Raw genomic sequence first — 22,791 nt, 5'->3', positions numbered from 1 at the left:
AAGTAGGAATTATTGTTTTGGGCAAAACTATCCTCTTTCATCATGCCCTGCCTAAATCATTTTTAAACGATGATTTCAACAAAGCGTTTTATGTACTATTATTATCTATCCCTACAGGTTTTACGGTATACTTTTTAGGGAATTATGAAATGATGGACTAGCTAAGAAGTAGGAGGAGTATGTATGCCAGATATTCAAATTGATTGGGGAGAGCTTTTAGAAAGCATTGGTATAATGGCTTTAAAATTTTTAGTTGTTTATATTGCTTTTATACTTGTGAAAAAGTTTGGAAATAGAATCATTGAGAGCACCTTTGACCGTTATATCCAGAAAAACAGTATGTCTGCAGGACGAGGAAAGACCTTAAAAGGATTAACCCAAAATGTTTTTACATATGTTCTTTTCTTCATCTTTATTGTGACTGTTCTTCAAACTGTCTTTAATATTCAAGCTACACCGATTTTGGCAGGTGCAGGTGTTGTCGGTTTAGCTGTTGGATTTGGAGCTCAAGGATTGGTTAGTGATGTAGTTACAGGGTTTTTTATGCTGTTGGAAAAACAAGTGGACGTTGGTGACTATATTACAGTTGGGGCTTTTTCGGGTATTGTTGAAGAAGTTGGCCTAAGAACCACTCAAATCCGCGGCTTTGACGGTACTCTTCATTATGTTCCAAATCGAGACATTACAAGCTTAAGTAATCATAGCAGAGGTAATATGAGAGCTCTAGTGGACATTAGTATCTCATATAATGATGATATTGATCGCGCCATTCAAGTTTTACAGGAGACTTGCGACCGAATTGCAAGAGAAAATGAAAATATCGTGGAAGGCCCTAATGTTTTAGGAGTACAAACATTAGGAGCATCAGAAGTCGTCATTCGAATTATAGGTAAGTGCAAAAATGGAGAGCAATTTGCAGTAGAACGAAATATTAAGAAAGCTCTTAAAGAAGCTCTTGACGCAAATGGTATTGAAATCCCATTCCCACATCAAGTTTTAATTCAAAGAAATGAAGGACAATCTGGAGTTGAAAGAGGGTAATCTAAAGGCCACCTACCGCTCATTAAAACGGTTCGGTGGCCTTTTCTTATTTAGAACTTCGATGAGAGAAGTATTGGGTTATTAAGCGAATCGCAACTGCAATTGCCTCTTCTTTTGGGTTTAATTTTTGGTTATGCAAGCCATAGGGAGATTGGACGCCTAACCAGAACATAAATCCAGGTATCTGTTTTAACATATACCCAAAATCTTCCCCAGTCATCGCTTCCTTACACTCCACTACCTGTACCTGACCTTTTGCAAAATCCATGAAATCTCTTGTTAAAGTTTCATCATTATCCACTTGATAATACATGCTTCCATAGTCAATGGATGCTTCACATTCGAATCCTTGTTCAATTCCTTTTACAACGGATTCAATTCTCTGTTTGATACGTTTCATGGACTCTGCTGATAATGTACGGATTGTCCCTTCTAAACGAGCTTCCTCTGCAATTACATTTTGCACAAAGCCCCCCGTAATTTTTCCGATTGTAATGACGGCACTGTCAAGAGGATCAACATTACGAGAAATAATCGTTTGGAACTGTGTAACAAGCTGACTTGCTGCTACTACCATATCGTTTGATAAATGTGGATATGCAGCATGTCCCCCTTTTCCTTTCAGGTCGATAAAAAGCTCCGAGGTATTAGCAAACAATAGGCCAGGTTTGGTAGCTATTGTCCCAACAGGATACTCAGGTGCTATATGGAGAGCTATAACCTCATCTATTTTCCACTCCTGAAAAGGAAGACTTTCTATCATGGGTGCAGCTCCACCAGGTCCCTCTTCTGCAGGTTGAAAAAGAAAGACCACGTCATCTTGGATTGGATTCTCAACCAAAAATGTAAGCACCCCTAATGCAATTGTCATGTGGAAATCATGTCCACATGCATGCATCATTCCTTCATGTTGAGATGAAAACGAAAGACCGGTTTGCTCCTGCATTGGAAGACCATCCATATCAGCACGGTAACCAAACGATTTTTGGGGATTGGTTCCCTTCACTTTTACAAAAATACCCGTTTTCCATAATTTATATTCAAGCCTATCAACAGGTAGATTTTGAACATAATCTAATAGGTATTGCTGTGTCTTAAATTCTTGGAATCCCATTTCAGGTATTTGGTGTAAGTCTCGTCTAATTTTTATATACCGTTCCACATTTATTCCCCCAGTCAGAAAAATGCGTGGAACTTTTTCCACGCATTTCAAGTCTTAGAGTTGACGTAACTCTTGTTTGATTTCAGTTTTAGATTTTGTTTTCTCATCAATCTTCTTGATCACTCTTGCAGGCGTTCCTGCAACTACCGTATATGGTGGTACATCTTCAATCACAATGGCACCTGCAGCAACGACTGCACCCTTACCGACTGTTACACCTTCAAGGATAACTGCATTCGCACCGATTACGACATCATCTTCTACGACAACCGGCTTTGCAGAAGGTGGCTCGATGACACCCGCTAATACGGAACCTGCACCAATGTGACAGTTTTTACCTACTGTTGCTCTTCCACCTAGGACTACGTTCATATCAATCATTGTTCCTTCGCCAACAACTGAACCGATGTTAATACTTGCCCCCATCATAATAACCGCATTATCACCAATTTCGACTTGGTCGCGGATAATAGCACCTGGCTCGATACGTGCTTTAATGTTCTTCATATCAAGCAATGGAATGGCAGAGTTTCGACGGTCATTTTCTACCACGTAATCTTCAATTTTATCACTATTAGCTTTCAATGCTTCTTCAACTTCAGTCCATTCCCCAAATACAACGCCAGAATTTCCATTTATAAAGGTCTTAGAAGCATCACCAAAGTTGATACCATCCAAGTCCCCTTTCACATATACCTTTACAGGTGTAGATTTTTTGCTATTTTGAATAAATGAAATAATTTCATTTGCATCCATCATTTTCATCAATATGTCCTCCTTATGTAAAGCGCTACAAATACTTTATCAAAGAAAAGCGTCATAAACAACTATTTAATCAGGTCAATAAATGCTTGAACCTGTTTTAGTTCGAAAGCAGAATCATAGCCCAATAGCCAGGTATCTCTCCCTATCGGTTTTTTATCTTCATCCATTAAAGGAATCTTGGAAACCTCTTTCGTATGAGATTGTAAAGTAATCTCAGGTAAAATCGCATAACCAATTCCGTTGTAGGTCATTTGCTTACAAGTCTCGATTTGGTCCACTACAATCGTTCTCTTTGGTGTTGTCTGAAAATGACGATGCCACCAATCTTGAATTTCTTGATAATAATTGGAATCACTTTTAAATTGAATAAATGGCCTGTCTGTTTCAAGCACTTCATTTACATTCTGAATTTCTCGGTCCACTAAGTAAAGATGGTCTTTAAACAAATGAATTTTCTTCCCTTTCCAATCAGGTGTTCCTCTAATAATACCTATATGTACGTCACCTTCATAAACGGACTCTAAAATTTCACTACTCCATCCGGTAATGAGGGATATTTTAACTTGAGGATAAAGGGTAACAAATTGTTTTAAGATTCGTGGTAACCAGTTCTGCCCTACAATGGACGCACAAGCAATTTTTAATGTACCGAATACCTTCGACTCCATTAAAGAAAGCTCTTCGCGAACCTTTTCTTCTTGTTCAATAACCAGGTTTGCATAATCAATCACTTTCTCTCCAGCAGGTGTCAAGGTTAACCCTTTTTGAGATCGTAAAAAGAGCTGTGCACCCCAGTCTTTTTCAATGGATTGGAGTCGTTGTGAAAGTGCGGGTTGGGACACAAACAGTTTCTCTGCAGCCTTTCTCATATTCATTTCTTGTGCTAGAACACTTAATAGCTTGAAATCTGAAAAGTGCATATTCTCCCTCCTTCGCTCGACTGACGAGCCATATCTATTTTATACTCGTTTATCTCTTGGGAAAAGAAAAAGAAGAACGAAACTTAACAGGGCAAAGCTAAAAACAACGATATACACCACATGGAGTCCGTTTGCCAATCCTTCTTGGAGCATTTCTACAATGGACTGTGGTAAGTCTGATCTCTTTTCTACGTCCAACAGGAGATTGGTTGAATCTACCGTATAATTCTCACTACCCCTAACCGAAGAATTATGAATATAGGACGCAATTTTACTATTTAAAATTCCACCCAACAAAGCGGCACCAATCGTAGTTCCGAGGTTCCGCATAAAAACATTACTGGCTGTTGCAATCCCACGTTGCTCCCAATTAACAGTGGATTGAATCGAGACAATAAAGGAAGTGGTGGTTAATCCCATACCTACTCCTACAAAAAAGGATCCAACTGCAACCATTATGGGAGATGAATGACTATGTAAAGTAACCAATATGGTAGTTCCTATAACTAAAGAAACACCTCCAGATAATGCTGTGACTCGATATCCTATTTTCAGTAGTAACCTTCCAGCAACTGTGGAAGCAATCGGCCATCCAATCGACATGGTAGTTAAAGTAAATCCAGCTATTATAGGTGAATAACCCATAACCCCCTGAACAAATGTTGGAATAAAGCTAGTGAGACCCATTAAAATGACACCTGTTGTTAAAGATACAACATTAGCAATCAAGATCGATTTTTCCTTCCATAATGTAAAAGGCACCATCGGTTCTTGTATGCGTTTTTCATGAAAATAGAAAATAAAAAGTAATAAGAAAGAGAACGTGAATAAGCCTAGAACAGGTAATGACACCCATTCAAAACGAACTCCACCTTCCACTAACACATACATAATGACAGAAAGGCTAACCGTTAATAGTATGGAACCTTTATAATCAATCTTCCTTTCCTTTTTATCAATATGTTCGTGTAGAAAAAACCAAATCCCTAGTAAAGACAAAATGCCTAATGGGATGTTAACCCAAAAAACAAATCTCCATGTTACGAATTCTACAAGTAACCCTCCGATAGCTGGTCCACTAATAGCAGAAATCCCCCACACACTAGCAAGATAGCCTTGTATTTGGGCTCTTTCTTCTTTGGTATAAATGTCTCCCACTATTGTAGTAGCTATTGGTAAAATGGCTCCAGCACCAAAACCTTGAATAAATCTGGCAACAATTAAAAATGTCATGGATTCTGCAAAACCACATAGTACAGACCCTAGTAAAAAAACTAGAATACCAAAGGTCATAACCGGCTTCCGTCCGAATATATCAGCAAGCTTACCGTAAATAAGGACCGTTACAGCATTCATTAACAAGTAGGATGAAAATACCCAACTGTATGATGAAAAGCCTCCCAAATCTGCTGCTATGGCGGGCATAGCCGTAGCCACAATCGTTGCCTCTACTGCTCCCATAAACATGGCAAGCATGACCGAAATTAAAACGAAAGGTCTCTTGGTTTGTTTAACTTGTTGGGTTATAGCATCCATGATTGATCCTCCTATAAAAAATAAAAAAAGAGACCCCACTGACTGGAGCCTCCCCTTGGTTTATTGTATGTGGCGAATATTCTTCTGTAGTTGCTTTAGTAAGGCTCTTCTTGTTAATATCCCGATAAAATATCCATCAGAATCCTCTACACAGACAAAGGGATTATCTACTAGTAAAGAAAGGGCCTTTTGAAAGTGTCCATTTTTTTGAATACGAGGAATTTCTTGTTTCATGACATGTTCTACCTTAGACTCATCTAAGCTTTCAAACTGTATTCTTTCAAGTCCAGTAATATGATCGAGAATAAGTGGTGTACTTATGAGGCCGTGTAACTTGAAATGAGCATCAAGCACAGGAACAGCTGTGTAGCCTGTTTTCGTTAAAACTAACAATGCATGTTCCAAATTATTTCCCATTTGCACATGTGCCACTCTCTCGGCTGGTATAATTAGTTCATCTAAAGTTGCTTTTAAAAAATCACTGTTTTGAAGACTCATCATTTTGCATGACTCCCTAAATTTTTATGTCTCCATGAAACAGTGTATCATATAATTATGTTTTTTGCTCCTTGAAACTACCCCTTTTTTGTTTCAATATTCCGTAGTAGAAAATGACAGCTTGGGCACTCATAGATCACATTTTGATTCGATTGAGCCGTTAAAACTTGATTCATCGCTTCTTCTCTTTGACATTTTGGGCACTTAACCGTTGGTAGCAAAATATAATCACCTCATTGAATAATCTACTCCCAATAGAATAGAACTATTCAAGTAGGTTTACCTAAGCCAATAGACGCTGTGCTTGTCCCATCAATAGTGAAGCATGATAAATCGGAATATAAAAGATTGAAGGGATAAACGATGTAATCTTTTCTGATAATTTCACCTGAGCAACATCCAACGTTACTGACGCATTACTAATTTCTTTATCAATCAATGACTCAATGTCCTCATTTCTTAAAATATTATGGACTTTCCACTCCCCATTATCCTTTATGATTTCTACCCCCATGTATCCATCTTGATAACGAACTGGCCCCTCCGATGAAGCATCCACTTTTTCATATACATATCCAACTCCATCCTTAAACATGAACTTCGTTTCATTATTGTAGTGAAAGAATGGAATATAGTATGGTGCAAAGTCAGACCCAAGTGTTTGATACTTTCCATCTATATATACTAGGTTCTCCTCTAAGAATTTGGAACGATAATCACTGGTCATATAGGGCTTTAACAGTTCAAAAACCTCTTCCATTGTTCTTAGTTCCTCTGACAAGGATACTTGGACACGAAAGGTATCTTTCACGATAGAAATAGCTTGTCCCTTTGTTAACCCTTCATTTGCAAATGTGAACTGCGTTGAACTGAATATGACAACTATAAATATGAACGCTGCTGCTATTTTTTTCATGATTACTTCGCTCCCCTTTGTAAGGTTGTATAAAAATTGTAACAACATCTGGTCCAACTTATGCCTATAATCGTTCGTAAATTCACAACATATACTGACATCATCAGTCCTCTTCGTCATGGTTTTTTTGAAAAGCCTGTTGAAAATTGTATTCGTTTGTCCTTTTTCATTTATATTCGGTAGATATTACTTGTATACCCAAAAAAATCCCCCTTGTAACATACAAGGGGGATCTTCCTTTTAATAAAACTTAAAGGCTAAATAAATGATAAAAAGCAAGACAACTCCTAGACCAATGATATAAGACAGAAACACAGGATTAAGTGTAAAGGGATGATCCTTGACACTCTCAGGTATTTTAGTATCTAACTCTCCTCGAACTACCTTTCGTTCTCTCGCTACAGAGAAGGTGAAAACCAAGGAGAAAATGGATATGACTACTGCTGCCAAAGCTAAAATAATAATGAATTGACTCATTTTCATACCTCCTGTCTAAAGGAAGATTCACTTTAAACTTACCTTTCCACTACGTTCATTTCATTAACCTATTAAATTTTTGGAAGCTTAAAGTAAATTTTCCTCCTCATAGAGATACGAATAGGAAAGGTCGATGAACATAAAATACTCACTGTTGATAGGAATGGAAAATGTCCGAATTAACTCACCAGTATCAATATCACTATATAAATCAGATAATAGTCCTTGTTTGAGCACATTCATTTTAAAAACATTTTCTAAAAAATAGGGTCTCCAGCTCCAATTTTTGTGAATGTACTCTACTTGTTTACTCCAACCAGTCCCCGAACGGAGTAAATTTGCCGAAACCTGGTATCCATTTTCATCACAAATATAAACTCTAAAAGCTCTCTGACCTAAAACCTTAGATGCTTCTTCAATAATTGCATCCCATCCAGATAGAATTCTTCCTTTTTCTAGGACAGCCTGTAAGTCTTGATTTAAGGTTTGCTCCAATCGATATAAGGCTTCTAACTTCCTTTTTTCATACGTGATAAATCTAGAAAGGTCATTTTTCAGCTGTTCTACCCTTTCAGGATGTTGATCAAAAATGGGGGATGCCCCTGAAAGGTAAGGACCTTGTAAAAATCGTCCTCCATTTTTCCAAGCTATCCGTAATTGATACTCCATTTCAATTTTATCAAACATTAATGTAGCTCCTGTTTTACGTGCAAAAGAACTTAAGGCATGTAAAGTCTCATCCATTCCAATGGATTGAGATAATGACTTTAACGATGAAAGATTTATTCGGATAAAATGTGGTGAAAGTGGAGCAATTCTTTCTAACCGGACACCACTAGATTCCCCGTTTTCTATTGATATTTTAATCCCAAAAGTTTTTATATATTGAACACAATGCTCGATGGTACCCTCGATTCCTTTTAAATTCTCTTCAGGTAAAATTAAGACTATTTGTGAAGGATTAATACCTAGTTTTTCTTTTTCTAAAATCATTTGCAGCAGGTACTCTTTGTCATCATACAGGAGAATTTCAGGGTCTATTCTAATAGCTAAGAAGCCTGTTTGATGATCCTGAAGATAATGATCAATTGCTACTTTTAACAGGTGGTGGTAAGCTTCTAGTCGATATTCTTCGGGCACCTGTTGATCCATCAAAAAAGCATCAATATCTAATGCAATATGATTTTTCACAAACTTGCCAATGACTTCGTAGCCTACAATTTTACGTTCCTCAGCACTAAAAAACGGATCATATGTGGGAATTATATTTTGAAGGTTAGTAATTATTTCAAGAGGGTCAATTTTCATGATTCAAACACCCCTTATCTTCCATTTCTTTATACACATGTTAAGAATCTTTTGGACCATCCTATAAGTGAACGTTTTAGGAACGTTCAGAAGGAGGAAAAGGGATTGAAGTGGATCTTGTATATAGGTATCCTCTTTCCCCTTTTAGGATGTCAGCAGGACAATGCTTCTAAACCTGAGGCTGATATTGATCAACCCCCTACTACTGTCAATTATGAACCAATTGCAGATCTCCAACAAGAAGTGAAAAAAGAAATTGTATTAGATGTTCCGTTAATCAAACAAAACCCTGAGTTGAAATATGGATGTGAAGTAACAAGTACTACAATGATGCTTCAATACGCAGGTATCGAAGTAGATAAGCTGGAATTAGCAGAAAAAGTTAAGAAAGATTCAGATCCACTTGTGGAAACTAATAATGATATTGTTCGATGGGGAAATCCTGCTAAAGGATTTGTTGGAGATATGACCGGGAAACAAAAGGGCTATGCCGTCTTTGATAAGCCGATTGAAGATTTAGTAAATGAATATATGGAAGGAAAAGCTCGTAATTTAACGGGTGAATCTTTCCAAACGATATTAAACCATGTTGGAAAAGGCTTTCCTGTGGTTATTTGGACAACGGGAGATTATAAATTACCCAATAGATGGGAATCTTGGGATCACGAAGGAGAAACTATAAAAACGCCACTAGACCTTCATGTAGTTGTCTTAGTGGGATATAACGATCAATATGTTTATTTAAATGACCCATTAAGTGGACAAAAGCAAGCAAAAGTCAATAAAAATTCTTTTATCCAGTCCTGGGAAGCATTAGAAAAAAGAGCCGTCAGTTACGAAAAGTAGCAGGCGGCTCCTGTAAAAAATTAAAGTCCTTTTTGTTGGTCAAGTATGATTTGATTTAGCTTTGAAATAGAGCGTATTATGGTCTTTTTTCGGTTGTAGCCTTTTGCCGTGACATTGGTGTCTCCAAAAACCGCTACAACTCTTCCGAAATCTCCAGCTTTTCTATAGCCATAAATCCAAATTTTTATATATCCACCGTTACAAGGAAGGACACACACTTCCATTTTTGCTAATGGTTTCATTTCTTATGTCCCCTCTCTTATGAGACTTAAAGGATATAAAACTAGTACTCTCTGTTAACTTTATAAGAAGAGAATCCCTTTTGTCAAAGCAAATGATGGTGTTTTGGATAAAGCTGATAATTTTCATTTTATACAGACTCTGATAGTATATAAGAATAAAAGAGACGTGAAACTAGTTTTAGATAAAGCAAAATGGGTTGGGATAATATGAAAGAAAACATCTCAAGAAGAAGATTTTTAAAAAAAGGGTTCAAAACAGTCGGTGCTACTGTAGCCTCCGCATTTGGAGGCTATTATTATGCCAAGCATTTGGAACCTTTTTGGCTAGAAATAAATTCATATTCCATAGAAAAGCCAAATATTCCAAAAAGCTTTATAGGTACAAAAATTATTCAATTTAGTGATACCCACCTTGGCTTTCATTATGATATACAACACTTCAAATCAATCATCCAAAAAATTGAAAACGAGAAACCCGATATCATTGTTTTCACAGGGGATCTCATGGACGAACCACAAAATTATCTAAATCCTGATGGCATTATTCCTTACCTTCAAGCTTTAAGCGCTCCCCTTGGGAAATTTGCGGTATACGGAAATCATGACCATGGTGGATATGGAACAAATCTATATGGACAGATCATGAAGCGTTCAGGATTTACTTTATTAAAAAATGAAGTAGTTCCCATTACAAAAGGACAAGATTATTTTTACCTAGCTGGCATTGACGATGCGATGTTAGGAAAGCCAGACTTCCAAACAATGACGAATATGAACAAGGATGCATTTAAATTACTACTTTCACATGCACCTGATTTAGCAGATGTGGCTTCTTCCTTTGGCTTCGATGTACAACTAAGCGGACATAGTCATGGTGGACAAATTAAGATTCCATTTTTAGGTGCTCTTGTAAAGCCACCTTATGCTGAAAATTATTATGATGGTCTATATGAGATTGATAGTGGGAATCCTTTGACACTGTACGTTAATCGCGGATTAGGTACAACCCGTCTTCCATTCAGATTCTTGTCGCGACCAGAGATCACCATTTTTACTCTAGAATCAAAGCAATAAATGAAAGAAGCGCTCTTGTTGGGTGCTTTTTTTTTTCTTTTTTTCTAAGGGAGACTCGACGTGGCAACAGCCTGGCAAAGCAATAAGCGTTTTTAAAACCGCAAATTTATAAAAGTAGATGACTTCTTGGTAAGTTTGATTTAAACTCCAGTTGATTGGAGTGGAAGGTGCTTGACTCCTGTGGGAGGAAGGGACAAGGGAGACCCCGCAGGAGCGAAAGCGACGAGGAGGCTCCCGGACCGCCCACGGAAAGCAAGCACCTGCAACGGAAATCAACGGCCTTGTGCATGGATGCAACATTCTAGGTAATAGCCCGTATTATTTTTGGACAGGCGCAGGTCGTCTATTTCCCCATACACTAAATATGAACGAGTAGACAAAGAGAGGAGGACATATATGCAATATGCCCCACATATAATTCATCCACATGGGTCATTTCAACCTCAGTTTAGAAATCAACATGATTCAAGATTTTTTCCATTTTTCCCGTTTGTTCTTGGAGGTCTAGCAGGTCTCGCAGCTGCTCCATTATTCTATCGACCTCCTTATTACTATCCACCATATCCAGCACCTTATCCTATGCCATATCCAGCATACCAACCATATGGGTCTTACTACGGTACGGGAGGATATCCTATACAAGAAACCATCAACATTTATCCAAGTCAATAACCATCATTCCAAGTGTATTCCCAAAGAAGTCACTCCTTCACCTAAGGGTGACTTCTTTCTAATTTTTGAGATATATTTCCTTGCATTACCAAAGATACGCTGTATAATGAAAACAAGCCTTCTACATAAAGAAGACAAATCTAATTTCGAAAGGAGTCTTACCACTTGCATAGGTCTACAAAGACAAATCCTGATTCACTGACCCCTCAAACATTGGCAAAAGCCATATTCACTGTGAATCGCCATGCCAAAACAGCAACCAATAATAAGTATTTGTACAAATTAAAACACGAAGCCATTGTTAAGCTGCTTAAAGAAGGAAAAGCCGAAAAGAAAGGGTTACATTTCTCTAATAACCCTAAATTTAGTCAACAACAGTCGGATGTCCTCGTCCAATGTAATGGATTTACTTTTCACATCCCTCCTACAAAAGAAGATTTTCAAAACTTACCACATTTAGGTGAATTAAATTCCTCTATTAGAAATCCAAGAGTTCAAATGTCCTTGAATACGGCTAAAAGGCTCTTACAATCTTATACGGGTTTGCGAGAAGACGAAAAGCGTAACACCCAAACTAATGCTCGAACAGGTAGTTACCAAAAACCAATATTTAAAAGGCTTGGAGAGTCATATGGACCCATTACTCGGAAAAGTCATTCACGCTTTTCCAAAAGTGAGAGAACATAATATAAAAACCGGTTAGAGAATTAGTCTCTACCGGTTTTTAATTTGCTGTTATGAAATGAACGATTCTATCAAGATCCATTATATATAATGGATTAGATTCACGCTCTACAGTATATGTAACAAACTCATGCTCTTCTTCTTTCAAGTTTGGTTGGTCTATAGTTCTAACTTCAATAACTTGCTCAACTCTTAGGACAAAAGAGTATTCCTTTAGTTGAATCACAATCATTTTTTCAAATTTCGGATTAAAAATAGCTGTTTCCCCACTAACTTTTTCTATGTTAATAACAGGAATAGCCTTCCCCTGAATCTCTACTAATCCACTCACCAACGGGTTAGATTTTGGTATAGCCGTAATAGGTTTTGCATGTATAATTTCTTTCACCAGTTCAAGTTTAACACCAAAAGTCTTTTCACCAAGTTTAAATTCTACCATTTCAAGTTGCTTATTATCTTTATTTGTCGTCATTACTCCTGAATCTAACATCATAAATCCCCCTTTCCTTTACTATACCATGAAAAACTCAAATTGTTTTGATTGCCTTTATAAGTTGTGACAAATGTAACAGAGGTTTTTTATGAAAGGCACTATAGTAAAAATTATCAAGTACATGAGGTGGAGAGAATGCTAACTGGAGTTATATTATGCAGGGATTATGAAGAACAATTCGATTCCCAATCAACTAATTCGCTCGAACTTCTTCCAATTGTGACTAGCCATATAAAAGAGATGCAGTCCATTTGTAAAGAAGTGATTTTGGTGACTAATCAACCACGATTATTCCTCCCTGCTATACCAAGAGATATACGTATTATCACAGACTACTATAAGCATAATGGACCCTTATGCGGTATGCATGCTGCTATTTCCTTAGCCAAAAACCAATATATATGGATAGTAAGTGCCGCTTCTTCTACTATTAGTGCGAAAGCTGCTAGTGTAATGCTCCCGCTTCTAAAAGGAGAAAATGAAATGGCCGTCCTCCCATGGGAAAACAATAAACCATATTTTTATCATTCTTTATATAATAAAGAAATACTACCAATCATCAAAAAGCTAGTAACCACTCATAAGATCCAACCCATTCATCTATTGGATTCAATTTCATGGTTAAGAGCTGATATAGACTACCTTAATAAGATGAATGTGGACATAAGTTTTATCAAGGATACGCTACACGCATATTAGAAAAAACGACCTCATCCCCCTGCACAATTTAGAAAGTTTAGGGGGATGAAATTATAACCGACAAATGGATAGAGGACATTCTTCACAATTACAGACTAACTTCAAACCTTCTAGATCTGTAATCGTAATACGACCATTTTCATAACTAATAAGTCCATCACTTTTTAGTTTAGATAACATTCGGTTCACTGTTTCTCGAGTGGCACCAATTAAAGAGGAAATCTCATTATTGGTGAACTTTCTAGAAATATGGATATTTTCCCCATCTTGAATGCCATACGTGTTTGCAGCTCTAATTAAAGTAGACGCAAGGGCTCCATTTTTACCATGAAATAAAAGGTCTCTTATTTTTAACTCTGTTGATCTCTGAATGAGACTTTGCCACTTGGCAAATTCGATGGCAAGATCGCCATTTTGCCAAAGTAATACCTCTAAGTCGGCTTGTTGTATCACACCAATTTTACAGTCTTCGAGTGCTTGTGCTGTAAAAGTACTGATTTGATTATCGGACGGACTAAACTCTCCAAATAGATCCCCGGGAAAATAGTGATACAATGTTAAATCTTTTCCTTCGTCATTTAATTTGGATAACTGCACACTTCCTTCCTTAACGTAAAAAAGCTTCTGTACGGGATCCCCTTCCCAAAAAATTCTCGCCCCTTGTTCAAACTCTTCCATATACATAATGTCTGTTATTTTTTCGAAGCTGGATTCAGAAAAGTAGAATGTGTTTTTTTCTACTGGATATTCTTTCGACGATTGTTTGATTCCCATTTTTAGTCCTCCTACTAGACTGCCGTATTTCTTATCTCAAGTGTAATAAAAATCACAGCCATACCGTATCGGGAGATTCCCCTATTTTCATAATAAAAAACCCTCAAATTTACTGAGGATTTTTTTAGGTCACCTTTAGAAGGGAAGTGATATAAGTCACATCTAATTTTCCGAAAAAGCGGTAGTGTATGGGAGAGCAAATTAACATAAAGGAGTTCCTTATGAAGCGTACACTCACCTGGAGATTAGGCATCATTATTATTGGTGTTATTATTTCTTCCACGTTAATCACATCCGTTACAACATTTAAAACAACTTATGACAGTATGTATGAAGCTGCTGGAATTGAGGCTTATGGTTGTGCCAGTATCACAACTGGCCTTTTAGATCAGGAAGATATCAATCATTTAATGAATGGTGACGATAGTGAAGAAATCGGAAAAAAGTTGAATTGGACCATTGATCACAAGAGTATTTTTGATAGTCACTACATTCTAAGCTTAGATGGCCACATCCTTGCCCTAGACGATAACCTGAAGGAAAAAGGGTTTGATGTGGGAAGTCGATTTTTCATGGATCAGAACGCTATTCAAATGTTAATGGAAATGAATCACCCTACTTATTCTGAAATCTATGAGTTTGGAGGCATGAAGAGACTATCAGGGTATTCCCCTATATATAAAGACCATGACCCTACAAAGGAAATAGTAGCCATAAGTGTTATTGACTTTAATGGAGAAATTGTTTCAGACCGCACTTGGACCGTAGTGAAAGACGGGATTATGCTGAGTTTTATCCCGTTAATATTGGCTTCCATCTTGACCTTGTATTTAATTCAAAAGAAGACAAAGCCCATTTCAAAGCTCATTGACCGCACTAGGAAGATAGCCGAAGGTGATATTTCTCCTTTTAATAACACAATTTCTAGTAACGATGAGGTGGGTGATCTTGCTTACAATCTTGAAAAGATGTCCCTAAATCTAAGAGAGATAATATCTACTATTCAAAAAGCGTCCGAAGACTTAGCCAATAACACAAATGAAACATCGCTATCCATGGATGAAATGAGTACAGTACTTCATATTGTTTCAAAAAATATGGATGAAGTAGCGTCCGGAACCACAGATGGTGCGGAAATGACTAGTGAAGCTTCCAAAACTTTAATGAATCTAGTCGAACTCATTTACCATTCTAAGGTAAGAGCAGACACTACTGTCAAAAGTGCAGACATAACTATGGATACTGCAACAACAGGCATTGAAAAGGTACAAGACATTGTAGAGAAAATGAATGTTATTAAAACATCCACTTTTCATTCACAACAAATGATAGACCAGTTAAGTACGTATACAACCGAAATCCAACAAATCACCGAAACCATTACTAAAATAGCTGCTCAAACTAATCTATTGGGACTTAATGCAACCATCGAAGCTGCTCGTGCAGGAGAAGATGGAAAGGGATTTGCAGTGGTTGCAAGAGAGGTACAAGCTTTAGCTGATCAATCCAATAAAGAAGCAACTAATGTTAGAGCTATTCTTTCGAAAATTACATCTGGCATTCTAGAAACTGTAGAGCTTACCGAAACGAGTTGGAGAAATGTAGAAGCAGGCGAGACAGCTGTTCATGAAACTGGTATCGCACTAGAAAATATCAAAGCTGCCATCCAATCCATTTCAACAGAAATTTACGGCCTATCTCTGTTAACACACGATCAAACTCAAACAGCAGAGGGTGTTGTTCAGGTTGTAAAGAAACTAGAGCTGGCCAATGAAGAAATGGCAGTTAGTGCCCAGGAAGTGGCAGCTGCAACAGAACAAACAACGGCAACCGTTGAGGAAGTCGCTGCAAGAACGACTACAGTTACACAGATGGCAAACCAATTGAAGCAAATCGTTCAGAAATTCAAACTTTAAATTATACCGACTTTATGTAGGAGATGAATAGAATGAAAGGAAAGCTTGTACTACCAAAGGAACATGGTTCTTGGGTTATGTGCATCATGCCCAGTCTTCTTGGTGTTTTTCTATCTAGTCCCAATGTACTTCATATTCCGTTTTTGATAGGTTGGTTTTTCCTTTATTTATCGGCTACACCGTTACTAGCAATCATTCGAAATCGGAAGAACACGAACAGAATGCTTCCATGGTTACTAAGTTACTCTGGGGTTGCAATGGTTTGCTTTATTCCTATTCTAATAGTGATTCCAAAGCTAATCCTTTTCCCAGTCTCAATGATTCCGCTTCTAGCCATAAACATTTATTATATTCGTAAGAAAAATGAACGTTCATTATTAAATGACCTATCTGGGATTTCCATTTTTTCCGTAGCTGGAGTTGCTTCCTACTATATAGGAAATGGAAGCCTGACAACTGAGGCAATTCAATTGTTTGTTATAACCACACTCTATTTTTTTGGTAGTGCTTTTTATATAAAATCCATGATTCGAGAATTCAAGAATAAAACTTTTCACCGTGTTTCACATCTATTTCATGGCTTTTTACTACTGGTTGTCTTCTTTGATTGGATCTTACTTATAGCATTTTTACCATCCATATTGAAAGATTGGATTACTCCAAGAAGGAAGAGAATTAAACCTATTCATTTGGGAATATTAGAGATTGGACTTTCTATTTGGTTTTTTATTATTTGTTTAGTAGCTTTTTAAAAGAACTCGATTCAAAAAATGCTCAGAGCAAAAGCTTTGAGCATTTTTAGTATAGAAAAAAGAACAAACACCCTGCATTATAAGGTGTTTGTCCTATTTTTCTAACTATAAATAAGTTCCTTACTTCCATCGGGTATATAGGTACAATATGGTTCACTTTCAAGGTGGTCACCGGTAACCGCATAGGCCCTTGCTCTAGAGCCACCACATATATGCCGGTATTCACACACACCACATTTCCCTTTAAATAATTCAGGATTACGAAGTTCTTTAAACACAGGGTGGTTTCGATAGATTTCTGCTAACGGCTCTTCTTTAATACTTCCGCAGTTTATAGGAAGAAAACCACTTGGATACACATCACCGGTATGTGAGATAAATAGAAAGCCATTTCCGTCATTTACACCTTTGGGTGCACGCCCTAGAAAGTCATTTCGCTTTGTCATACCTTGTTTAGATGAAACTCCATCTTGCTGTTGACGTTGTAAGGATACACGTCGATAGTGAGGGGCTTCTGTTGTTTTAATATCAAATGGGACCTTATCCTTTAAGTCATACAACCAATTCATCACTTGCTCATGTCTATCAGGAGAAATTAGATCTAAGTTTTGCCCTCGTCCTGTTGGGATAAGAAAAAACACACTCCACAATACCGTGCCAAGCTCTTCTACTAATTTAGCCATTTCTTCTAAATGGTCAACATTATAATGAGAGACCACTGTGTTAATTTGGATTGGCATATTTAACTCATGTAAATATTGAATCGCCTTCATGGTTAGATCAAAAGACCCTTTAGTCCCACGGAAATGATCGTGTATCTCTTTTGACGGTCCATCCACACTAAATGCCCATCTTGAAAGTCCTGCCTTTTTAGCTCTTTCCATTGCTTTCTTCGTTACTTTAGGCGTTGCACTAGGGGTCATCGAAACACGTACTCCTTTTACAACCGCATATTCTATCAATTCATATAAATCTTCTCTCATTAAAGGATCCCCACCTGTAAACACAAACAGGGGATTATCCATTTCATATATCTGATCAATCAGTTGTTTTCCCTCTTGCGTGGTTAACTCTCTTGGGTCCCTACGATACTGGGCCTCTGCTCTACAATGCAGGCATTTTAGTGCACATGCCCTCGTAACCTCCCAAATAACGATAAATGGATTTTCATCATAATTTCGGTGCATAACCATGCCTCCTTCTTCCTTTATTCTAGACTTGGAACAAACAAAAAAAAGTGAGGTTCATCACAAAAGATGAATCTCACTTTGAAAAAATTAGATTTGGTTAATTTTTAACTCTAGCTCTTCCTTCTCTTCGGCTGTTAACATTCGTTCTGCCATAGGAAACAAAACATTTTCTTCTTTCATAAAATGTTCACTTAGTGTTAGATAGGCTTCTATGACGTATGAAGCTAATTTTTCAGCAGCTTCTGCACTTGGATTATCTTGTAAATTCACCGTTAGCTCAAGGAACCTGTTTATATTTGACTTTGCTTTTTCATGCTCATATTCCATAACCGCAATAGGTCCTGTTGTTATTCCAATATATCTTCCAATCATTGGGAATAGAACCCCTTCTTCTCTTTCTGAATGAGGATCTAACTCTGATATAAATTGTTTCACATTCTCTCTTAACTGTAAAAGTGGTTCCTTCCAATTATCAATTGAGGAATCCTTCCCAATTTTAAGGGCTAATTCATTTAGGTCTTCCATTTGTAACGTTAAAGGTGTATGTTCTTTCTTTAATCTTTGGAGAGGTGCGCAAAGTTTTATTTCATTGTTCCCTGACATTCCACAATTCATAGGCACAAACATGTCTATTCCTCCTATCTATTTATAAGCTAAGAGTACTAAATATTTGATGGTTTAAAGGTGAGGTCTATCACATTTCACAGTAATTATAAGGAGTTTTTTTAATTGTGAGTTGCATCACAACCTAGAATGTCGTTGTTTGATAAATTAAAGTTGTACTTCATAAACAAGGAGGATTACTCATGGAATATATCTTTGATCAATCTATGAAAACAGGCGATATTGTTACACAATTTCCAAGAGCTAGCCAGGTTTTGAAAGAGTATAGAATTGACTTTTGCTGCGGTGGTAATCGACCCATTGGAGAAGCAATTCAAGACAAAGAACTGAACCCAGAAGAAGTTTTGAACAAAATCAATCATTTATATCAAGAAACCATTAAATACGGAGAAAAGGATACAAATTGGGAAGTAGAGAATTACACCACACTCATTGACTATGTTTTGGACCGGCATCACGCTTATTTAAACAAAGTGCTTCCTGAGCTTTCTGGTTATGTAACAAAAGTATATCGGGTACACGGAGGTAATCATCCTGAACTAGGACTTGTTTATAAGTTGTATCAACAATTGAAAGTAGAGCTAGAGCATCATTTAATCGAAGAAGAGGATAAGATTTTTCCAAAAGTTAAGCTATACGAACAGGAAAAATCTCTAGAACTACTAAAGCAAATTGTAGCTACCATAGATGCACTAGAAAGTGAACACGAAACTGCAGGCTCACTATTAAAAGAAATTAGAGAGGTAACTAATGACTATCAATTACCAGAAGGTGCTTGTAACACTTACCGACTAACGTTCTTAAAGCTTGCTGAGCTAGAATCGGATTTATTTGACCACATTCATTTGGAAAATAACGTGTTATTCCCTAGACTCAACCGTGAACTCCCAATTTAAGATAATTATTCCCCCGAACATTTTTGTTCGGGTTTTTTATGTATTAAAATTTAATTATGTTTACCGGCTGAGATGGGGATAATGGTGTTTGAGGTGATTGGTTTGCATAATGAACATAATGTAAAAGAAACTCTCCAAAACACATTAAAGCTTGAAGAGGAATTGATGAGAACATACTTAATTACAGCTGATTACATTCATCAAAATGAAGGTTTACAAACTCGATTAAGGGAGTTTGCTGAAGGAAATGCAAAGCGTTCTAGGCAGTTAATAGATGAACTTAAGAATCTATAAAAAAAGGCAATGAACCATTGCCTTTTTTCCTTTTACTATTGGGTTTGTAAGTATGAATACATTTGATCCGCTGCCTTTTTCCCCTGTTCTATACAATCCGGGATTCCTACCCCTTCATATCCCGCTCCACAAAGATAAATACCTGGTTTTTGTCTGCTTAATTGCTCCTTTACTTCCGTAATTCTTTCTACATGGCCAACTAAATATTGCGGCATCGCTTGATTATGACGAGTTACGACTGTAAAATCGGGGCTTGCTTGAATACCCATAATTGCTTCTAAGTCGTTACGCACACCTACAACTAGTTCCTCATCAGTTAATGAAGTCCACCCCTGTGAACCCGCATGCCCAACATAGGTACGTAGCAGTACTTTTCCCTCTGGAGCTGTATGTGACCATTTGGATGAAGACCATGTACAAGCTGTAATAAATCTTCCTTCTTTTCTTGGTACTACAAAGCCACTTCCTGTTAGTGGATATTGAATGTCATCTCGGTTAAACGCTAATACAATATTAGCCACTGAGACATAAGGAATATCTTTTAAGGTATTGTTCAATGAAAACTCAGGGATTAAATTTGAAACATGGATTGCTGGTAAAGCTAATATAACTCCATCTGCATCCATTTCTTCACCATTTTCAAGAAATACCCTATATCTATTTTGATGTTCCTGTATAGAGTTAACACCTTGTCCCATAATTAGCCTAGTGGGTTGTATGGCTTCCTTTAACCGCTCGACCAACGTACTTAGGCCTCTTCTGTAAGTGAGGAACATACTTCTCTGTGCAATCTCTGGAAGCTGTGGCGTTTGGGTACGATGTACCTTTTGTCCAGAAAGCATCCCCTTGATGAGGCTTCCATGCTTTTGTTCTAATTGTTTAAACTGAGGAAAAGTGGCATTTAGGCTTAAATAGTTTGTATTGCCTGCATAAATTCCTGAAAGTAATGGCTCCGTTATATTATGTAGCACCTCACTTCCTAATCTGCGTTTAATAAAATGACCCAGTGCTTCATCACCTATATCACTCCTTTTGGGTATAAAGAAATCAAAACCTGCACGAATTTTACCGAGTGGAGAAATTAGCCCTGTTTTTAGAAATGGAGATAATTTGGTTGGAATTCCAAGAACAAACCCAAGTGGCATTTGATGCATTTTACCTTTGTGTAAAATATAGTTTGCCTTAGCTTCGGGATTCGTACCGACTAATTCCTCTTCAAGATCCAGTTCTTTCGTCAGTGTCACGACGGGCTGCTTTCTAGACAGAAAAGACTCTGGACCACGCTCAATGATGAAACCATCACGATGTAGCGTGTTGATCTTCCCACCAATATCGTTACTCTTTTCAATAATTGTTATATCAACAGAAGTTTCCTTACAGTTTTTCTTCAAGTAATAAGCTGCGGATAAGCCTGTTATCCCGCCACCTACGATTACGATTTTCTTACTTGGACTGCTCATATAGAGACTCCTCCTTTTCTAATCACGACCGAATTAACTTCATTAAAACATCTTTAAGGAAAGCAATATATGACGAATATCACAGAACAACATATAGCCATCTATTAAAATGGTATATGAGAATAATTTCATGGAGAAAGAGGAATCGAAATGAAACTTTCCATTACGAATGAAGCTGCCCAATGGTATAAAGAAGAGATGAACTTAAGGGATGGTGATAGCCTGCAATTTTTTGTTCAATTATATGGACAAAGTGTGCACCCTAACTACTCTCTTGGAATTGCTAGAAATGAAAAACCATTAAATATTTCTTATCATTCAATTGTTGAAGGGATTAACTTTTATATTGGGGAAGAGGATAAATGGTTTTTTGAGGACTATCATGTTTCTGTTACCATATTTAATAATGAAGTGACATATGACTTTAAGCCGTTATAATCCAGGGTAGTCGATTTTTTATGGATTATGGGTTTAGAAAGGGAGATTTTTTATTATCTCCTACAAAAATAACCGGAATTATATAAATTTTGCTTTTAAAAAGGTTGTTTCAATGTTTGGGGCTAGGAAAAGTATTAGGTTGAACTCGTTATACTGTGTTGTTTGTGCGAATTTTGGAATTTGGGTGCGATTTATGGATTTTGAGTGCGAAAAATTGATTTTGAGTGCGAATTTCTTAATTTGAGTGCATTTTTTGATTTGAGTGCGAAAAATCTAGTGTTGTGTGCGATGAATGCAATTTAAGTGCGAATATCTCAATTTGAGTGCGGAACAGCCCGAACACCCTACCCTGCCAAGCTACAGGCGGAAACCGATACACCACCCCCTCTATATAAAACTAAAAGGAAAGTTGCTGAACAATCAACAACTTTCCTTTTAGTGGTAACTCTCTAACTTATCAATATCGTAGATTAAAAACCCATGGCGATCCGAATCCATAAGCTTCTCCCTTTTAAAATGATTGATAATCCGGTTTATGGATTCTCGGGAGGTCCCTACCATATTGGCGAAGTCCTGGTTGGTAATTGGTAAACTAACATAAGTCCCCTGTTTCCTTACTTCACCATACTCTCGAGCAAGCCGAACTAACGAGTGAGTAAGACGATGCTGAACGTCTTTTGAAATAAAATCTTGCAAGCGTTGTTGTAAATGGAGAATTTTTTGCCCCATTACCTTCATTACTTTGACTGCCATTTGTGGCTGTCTTATAATCAATTGATCAAAATCATCAATTCGAATTACTAATAATTCAGCCTCTCGTACAACTTCGACAGTTGCAGGATATGGAGACTCATCGAAAAAACCAACGTGTGGAAACATGTCTCCACTTTGAAGGATAGAAATGACTTGCTCGTTTCCATCTTCATCAACTTTGTAGGACTTTACCACTCCGGACTCTATAAAGAAAACAGCCTCCCGTGTTTCTCCTTCCATGAAAACATTCGCTTTTTTCTTGTACTTCCGTTTTGAAGTAATTTGGGCAATTAAATGTAAATCTTCTTCATTCAGACCATTAAATAATGGGACATCCTTTAATACGTTGAGCATACTATCC

The 22,791-nt window shown here is 37.2% G+C and carries 26 protein-coding genes; 11 read left to right on the top strand and 15 right to left on the bottom strand.

Translation table 11 applies throughout. The annotated features are described in order from the left end of the window. Positions 1 to 183 precede the first annotated feature (183 nt). Entirely contained in the window at positions 184 to 1,041 is an 858-nt protein-coding gene (locus ABDZ91_RS07405) for a mechanosensitive ion channel family protein (protein ID WP_343797711.1), read from the top strand. A 46-nt stretch (positions 1,042 to 1,087) separates the two neighbouring features. On the opposite strand, the gene ABDZ91_RS07400 is transcribed toward ABDZ91_RS07405, so the two are convergent. The 8 genes from ABDZ91_RS07400 to ABDZ91_RS07365 form a co-directional block, all read right to left on the bottom strand. After that, on the bottom strand, positions 1,088 to 2,209 hold the full coding sequence (locus ABDZ91_RS07400) for an N-acetyldiaminopimelate deacetylase (protein ID WP_343797750.1): 1,122 nt from the start codon (positions 2,207 to 2,209) through the stop codon (positions 1,088 to 1,090). Between the two features lie 48 nt (positions 2,210 to 2,257). Beyond that, on the bottom strand, positions 2,258 to 2,968 hold the full coding sequence (gene dapD, locus ABDZ91_RS07395) for a 2,3,4,5-tetrahydropyridine-2,6-dicarboxylate N-acetyltransferase (protein ID WP_343797709.1): 711 nt from the start codon (positions 2,966 to 2,968) through the stop codon (positions 2,258 to 2,260). 62 nt (positions 2,969 to 3,030) lie between these two features. Further along, positions 3,031 to 3,888 (bottom strand): transcriptional regulator CcpC, encoded by an 858-nt coding sequence (ccpC, locus tag ABDZ91_RS07390; protein ID WP_343797707.1) that lies wholly within the window; start codon positions 3,886 to 3,888, stop codon positions 3,031 to 3,033. A 39-nt stretch (positions 3,889 to 3,927) separates the two neighbouring features. Next, the gene (locus ABDZ91_RS07385; RefSeq protein ID WP_343797705.1) at positions 3,928 to 5,424 is read right to left on the bottom strand and encodes an MDR family MFS transporter; all 1,497 of its coding nucleotides are present in this window, start codon (positions 5,422 to 5,424) and stop codon (positions 3,928 to 3,930) included. Positions 5,425 to 5,484: 60 nt separating this feature from the next. Further along, positions 5,485 to 5,925: a cyclic-di-AMP-binding protein CbpB gene (gene cbpB / locus ABDZ91_RS07380; RefSeq protein WP_343797703.1), complete on the bottom strand. Its 441-nt coding sequence runs from the start codon at positions 5,923 to 5,925 to the stop codon at positions 5,485 to 5,487. A gap of 280 nt (positions 5,926 to 6,205) precedes the next feature. Next, positions 6,206 to 6,838, bottom strand: coding sequence for a DUF3993 domain-containing protein (locus ABDZ91_RS07375; RefSeq protein ID WP_343797701.1), 633 nt, complete (start codon positions 6,836 to 6,838; stop codon positions 6,206 to 6,208). A gap of 240 nt (positions 6,839 to 7,078) precedes the next feature. After that, positions 7,079 to 7,315 carry a hypothetical protein gene (locus ABDZ91_RS07370; protein WP_343797700.1) on the bottom strand — a complete coding sequence of 79 codons (237 nt, stop codon included), beginning with the start codon at positions 7,313 to 7,315 and terminating at the stop codon, positions 7,079 to 7,081. A gap of 87 nt (positions 7,316 to 7,402) precedes the next feature. Beyond that, the gene (locus ABDZ91_RS07365) at positions 7,403 to 8,623 is read right to left on the bottom strand and encodes an EAL-associated domain-containing protein (protein WP_343797697.1); all 1,221 of its coding nucleotides are present in this window, start codon (positions 8,621 to 8,623) and stop codon (positions 7,403 to 7,405) included. A gap of 105 nt (positions 8,624 to 8,728) precedes the next feature. On the opposite strand from ABDZ91_RS07365, the gene ABDZ91_RS07360 reads away from it, so the two are divergent. Then, complete coding sequence (locus ABDZ91_RS07360) at positions 8,729 to 9,469, top strand: C39 family peptidase (RefSeq protein ID WP_343797695.1); 741 nt, start codon at positions 8,729 to 8,731, stop codon at positions 9,467 to 9,469. 20 nt (positions 9,470 to 9,489) lie between these two features. On the opposite strand, the gene ABDZ91_RS07355 is transcribed toward ABDZ91_RS07360, so the two are convergent. Beyond that, on the bottom strand, positions 9,490 to 9,711 hold the full coding sequence (locus ABDZ91_RS07355; RefSeq protein WP_343797694.1) for a hypothetical protein: 222 nt from the start codon (positions 9,709 to 9,711) through the stop codon (positions 9,490 to 9,492). Between the two features lie 207 nt (positions 9,712 to 9,918). Between ABDZ91_RS07355 and ABDZ91_RS07350 the strand changes: the two genes are divergently transcribed. From ABDZ91_RS07350 to ABDZ91_RS07340, 3 genes are all read left to right on the top strand, one after another. Continuing rightward, the gene (locus ABDZ91_RS07350) at positions 9,919 to 10,785 is read left to right on the top strand and encodes a metallophosphoesterase (protein ID WP_343797692.1); all 867 of its coding nucleotides are present in this window, start codon (positions 9,919 to 9,921) and stop codon (positions 10,783 to 10,785) included. Between the two features lie 396 nt (positions 10,786 to 11,181). Next, a complete protein-coding gene (locus tag ABDZ91_RS07345) occupies positions 11,182 to 11,457 on the top strand; it encodes a hypothetical protein (protein WP_343797690.1) in 276 nt (91 codons plus the stop codon). Positions 11,458 to 11,622: 165 nt separating this feature from the next. Beyond that, positions 11,623 to 12,144 carry a YkyB family protein gene (locus ABDZ91_RS07340; protein ID WP_343797688.1) on the top strand — a complete coding sequence of 174 codons (522 nt, stop codon included), beginning with the start codon at positions 11,623 to 11,625 and terminating at the stop codon, positions 12,142 to 12,144. A gap of 37 nt (positions 12,145 to 12,181) precedes the next feature. Here the strand turns inward: ABDZ91_RS07340 and ABDZ91_RS07335 are convergent, their stop codons facing one another. Next, the gene (locus tag ABDZ91_RS07335; RefSeq protein ID WP_343797687.1) at positions 12,182 to 12,634 is read right to left on the bottom strand and encodes a chemotaxis protein CheW; all 453 of its coding nucleotides are present in this window, start codon (positions 12,632 to 12,634) and stop codon (positions 12,182 to 12,184) included. A gap of 135 nt (positions 12,635 to 12,769) precedes the next feature. On the opposite strand from ABDZ91_RS07335, the gene mobA reads away from it, so the two are divergent. Then, positions 12,770 to 13,333, top strand: a complete 564-nt coding sequence (gene mobA / locus ABDZ91_RS07330; RefSeq protein ID WP_343797686.1) for a molybdenum cofactor guanylyltransferase — start codon at positions 12,770 to 12,772, stop codon at positions 13,331 to 13,333. A 51-nt stretch (positions 13,334 to 13,384) separates the two neighbouring features. Here the strand turns inward: mobA and ABDZ91_RS07325 are convergent, their stop codons facing one another. Then, complete coding sequence (locus tag ABDZ91_RS07325) at positions 13,385 to 14,107, bottom strand: Crp/Fnr family transcriptional regulator (protein WP_343797685.1); 723 nt, start codon at positions 14,105 to 14,107, stop codon at positions 13,385 to 13,387. Between the two features lie 221 nt (positions 14,108 to 14,328). Between ABDZ91_RS07325 and ABDZ91_RS07320 the strand changes: the two genes are divergently transcribed. Together ABDZ91_RS07320 and ABDZ91_RS07315 are read left to right on the top strand one after the other, a co-directional pair. Next, positions 14,329 to 16,023: a methyl-accepting chemotaxis protein gene (locus ABDZ91_RS07320; protein WP_343797683.1), complete on the top strand. Its 1,695-nt coding sequence runs from the start codon at positions 14,329 to 14,331 to the stop codon at positions 16,021 to 16,023. 32 nt (positions 16,024 to 16,055) lie between these two features. Beyond that, positions 16,056 to 16,775: a YwiC-like family protein gene (locus tag ABDZ91_RS07315; RefSeq protein ID WP_343797681.1), complete on the top strand. Its 720-nt coding sequence runs from the start codon at positions 16,056 to 16,058 to the stop codon at positions 16,773 to 16,775. Positions 16,776 to 16,876: 101 nt separating this feature from the next. On the opposite strand, the gene ABDZ91_RS07310 is transcribed toward ABDZ91_RS07315, so the two are convergent. Together ABDZ91_RS07310 and ABDZ91_RS07305 are read right to left on the bottom strand one after the other, a co-directional pair. After that, positions 16,877 to 17,962 (bottom strand): TIGR04053 family radical SAM/SPASM domain-containing protein, encoded by a 1,086-nt coding sequence (locus ABDZ91_RS07310; RefSeq protein WP_425541796.1) that lies wholly within the window; start codon positions 17,960 to 17,962, stop codon positions 16,877 to 16,879. A 90-nt stretch (positions 17,963 to 18,052) separates the two neighbouring features. Beyond that, the gene (locus ABDZ91_RS07305) at positions 18,053 to 18,592 is read right to left on the bottom strand and encodes a hemerythrin domain-containing protein (RefSeq protein WP_343797677.1); all 540 of its coding nucleotides are present in this window, start codon (positions 18,590 to 18,592) and stop codon (positions 18,053 to 18,055) included. A gap of 179 nt (positions 18,593 to 18,771) precedes the next feature. Between ABDZ91_RS07305 and ric the strand changes: the two genes are divergently transcribed. Then, the gene (gene ric, locus ABDZ91_RS07300) at positions 18,772 to 19,485 is read left to right on the top strand and encodes an iron-sulfur cluster repair di-iron protein (RefSeq protein WP_343797675.1); all 714 of its coding nucleotides are present in this window, start codon (positions 18,772 to 18,774) and stop codon (positions 19,483 to 19,485) included. Between the two features lie 93 nt (positions 19,486 to 19,578). Next, positions 19,579 to 19,779 carry a hypothetical protein gene (locus tag ABDZ91_RS07295; protein ID WP_425541799.1) on the top strand — a complete coding sequence of 67 codons (201 nt, stop codon included), beginning with the start codon at positions 19,579 to 19,581 and terminating at the stop codon, positions 19,777 to 19,779. 35 nt (positions 19,780 to 19,814) lie between these two features. On the opposite strand, the gene hemY is transcribed toward ABDZ91_RS07295, so the two are convergent. Continuing rightward, a complete protein-coding gene (gene hemY / locus ABDZ91_RS07290; protein WP_343797671.1) occupies positions 19,815 to 21,239 on the bottom strand; it encodes a protoporphyrinogen oxidase in 1,425 nt (474 codons plus the stop codon). Between the two features lie 150 nt (positions 21,240 to 21,389). On the opposite strand from hemY, the gene ABDZ91_RS07285 reads away from it, so the two are divergent. After that, the gene (locus ABDZ91_RS07285; RefSeq protein ID WP_343797669.1) at positions 21,390 to 21,677 is read left to right on the top strand and encodes a HesB/YadR/YfhF family protein; all 288 of its coding nucleotides are present in this window, start codon (positions 21,390 to 21,392) and stop codon (positions 21,675 to 21,677) included. A gap of 435 nt (positions 21,678 to 22,112) precedes the next feature. On the opposite strand, the gene ABDZ91_RS07280 is transcribed toward ABDZ91_RS07285, so the two are convergent. Beyond that, a complete protein-coding gene (locus ABDZ91_RS07280) occupies positions 22,113 to 22,784 on the bottom strand; it encodes a Crp/Fnr family transcriptional regulator (protein ID WP_343797667.1) in 672 nt (223 codons plus the stop codon). Between the last annotated feature and the right edge of the window lie 7 nt (positions 22,785 to 22,791).

The sequence above is a fragment of the Bacillus carboniphilus genome, assembly GCF_039522365.1.
Classification (GTDB): Bacteria; Bacillota; Bacilli; order Bacillales; family JC228; genus Bacillus_BF; species Bacillus_BF carboniphilus.
Note: the sequence above shows the minus strand (reverse complement) of the source record. Positions and strands in the feature narration are given on the sequence as shown.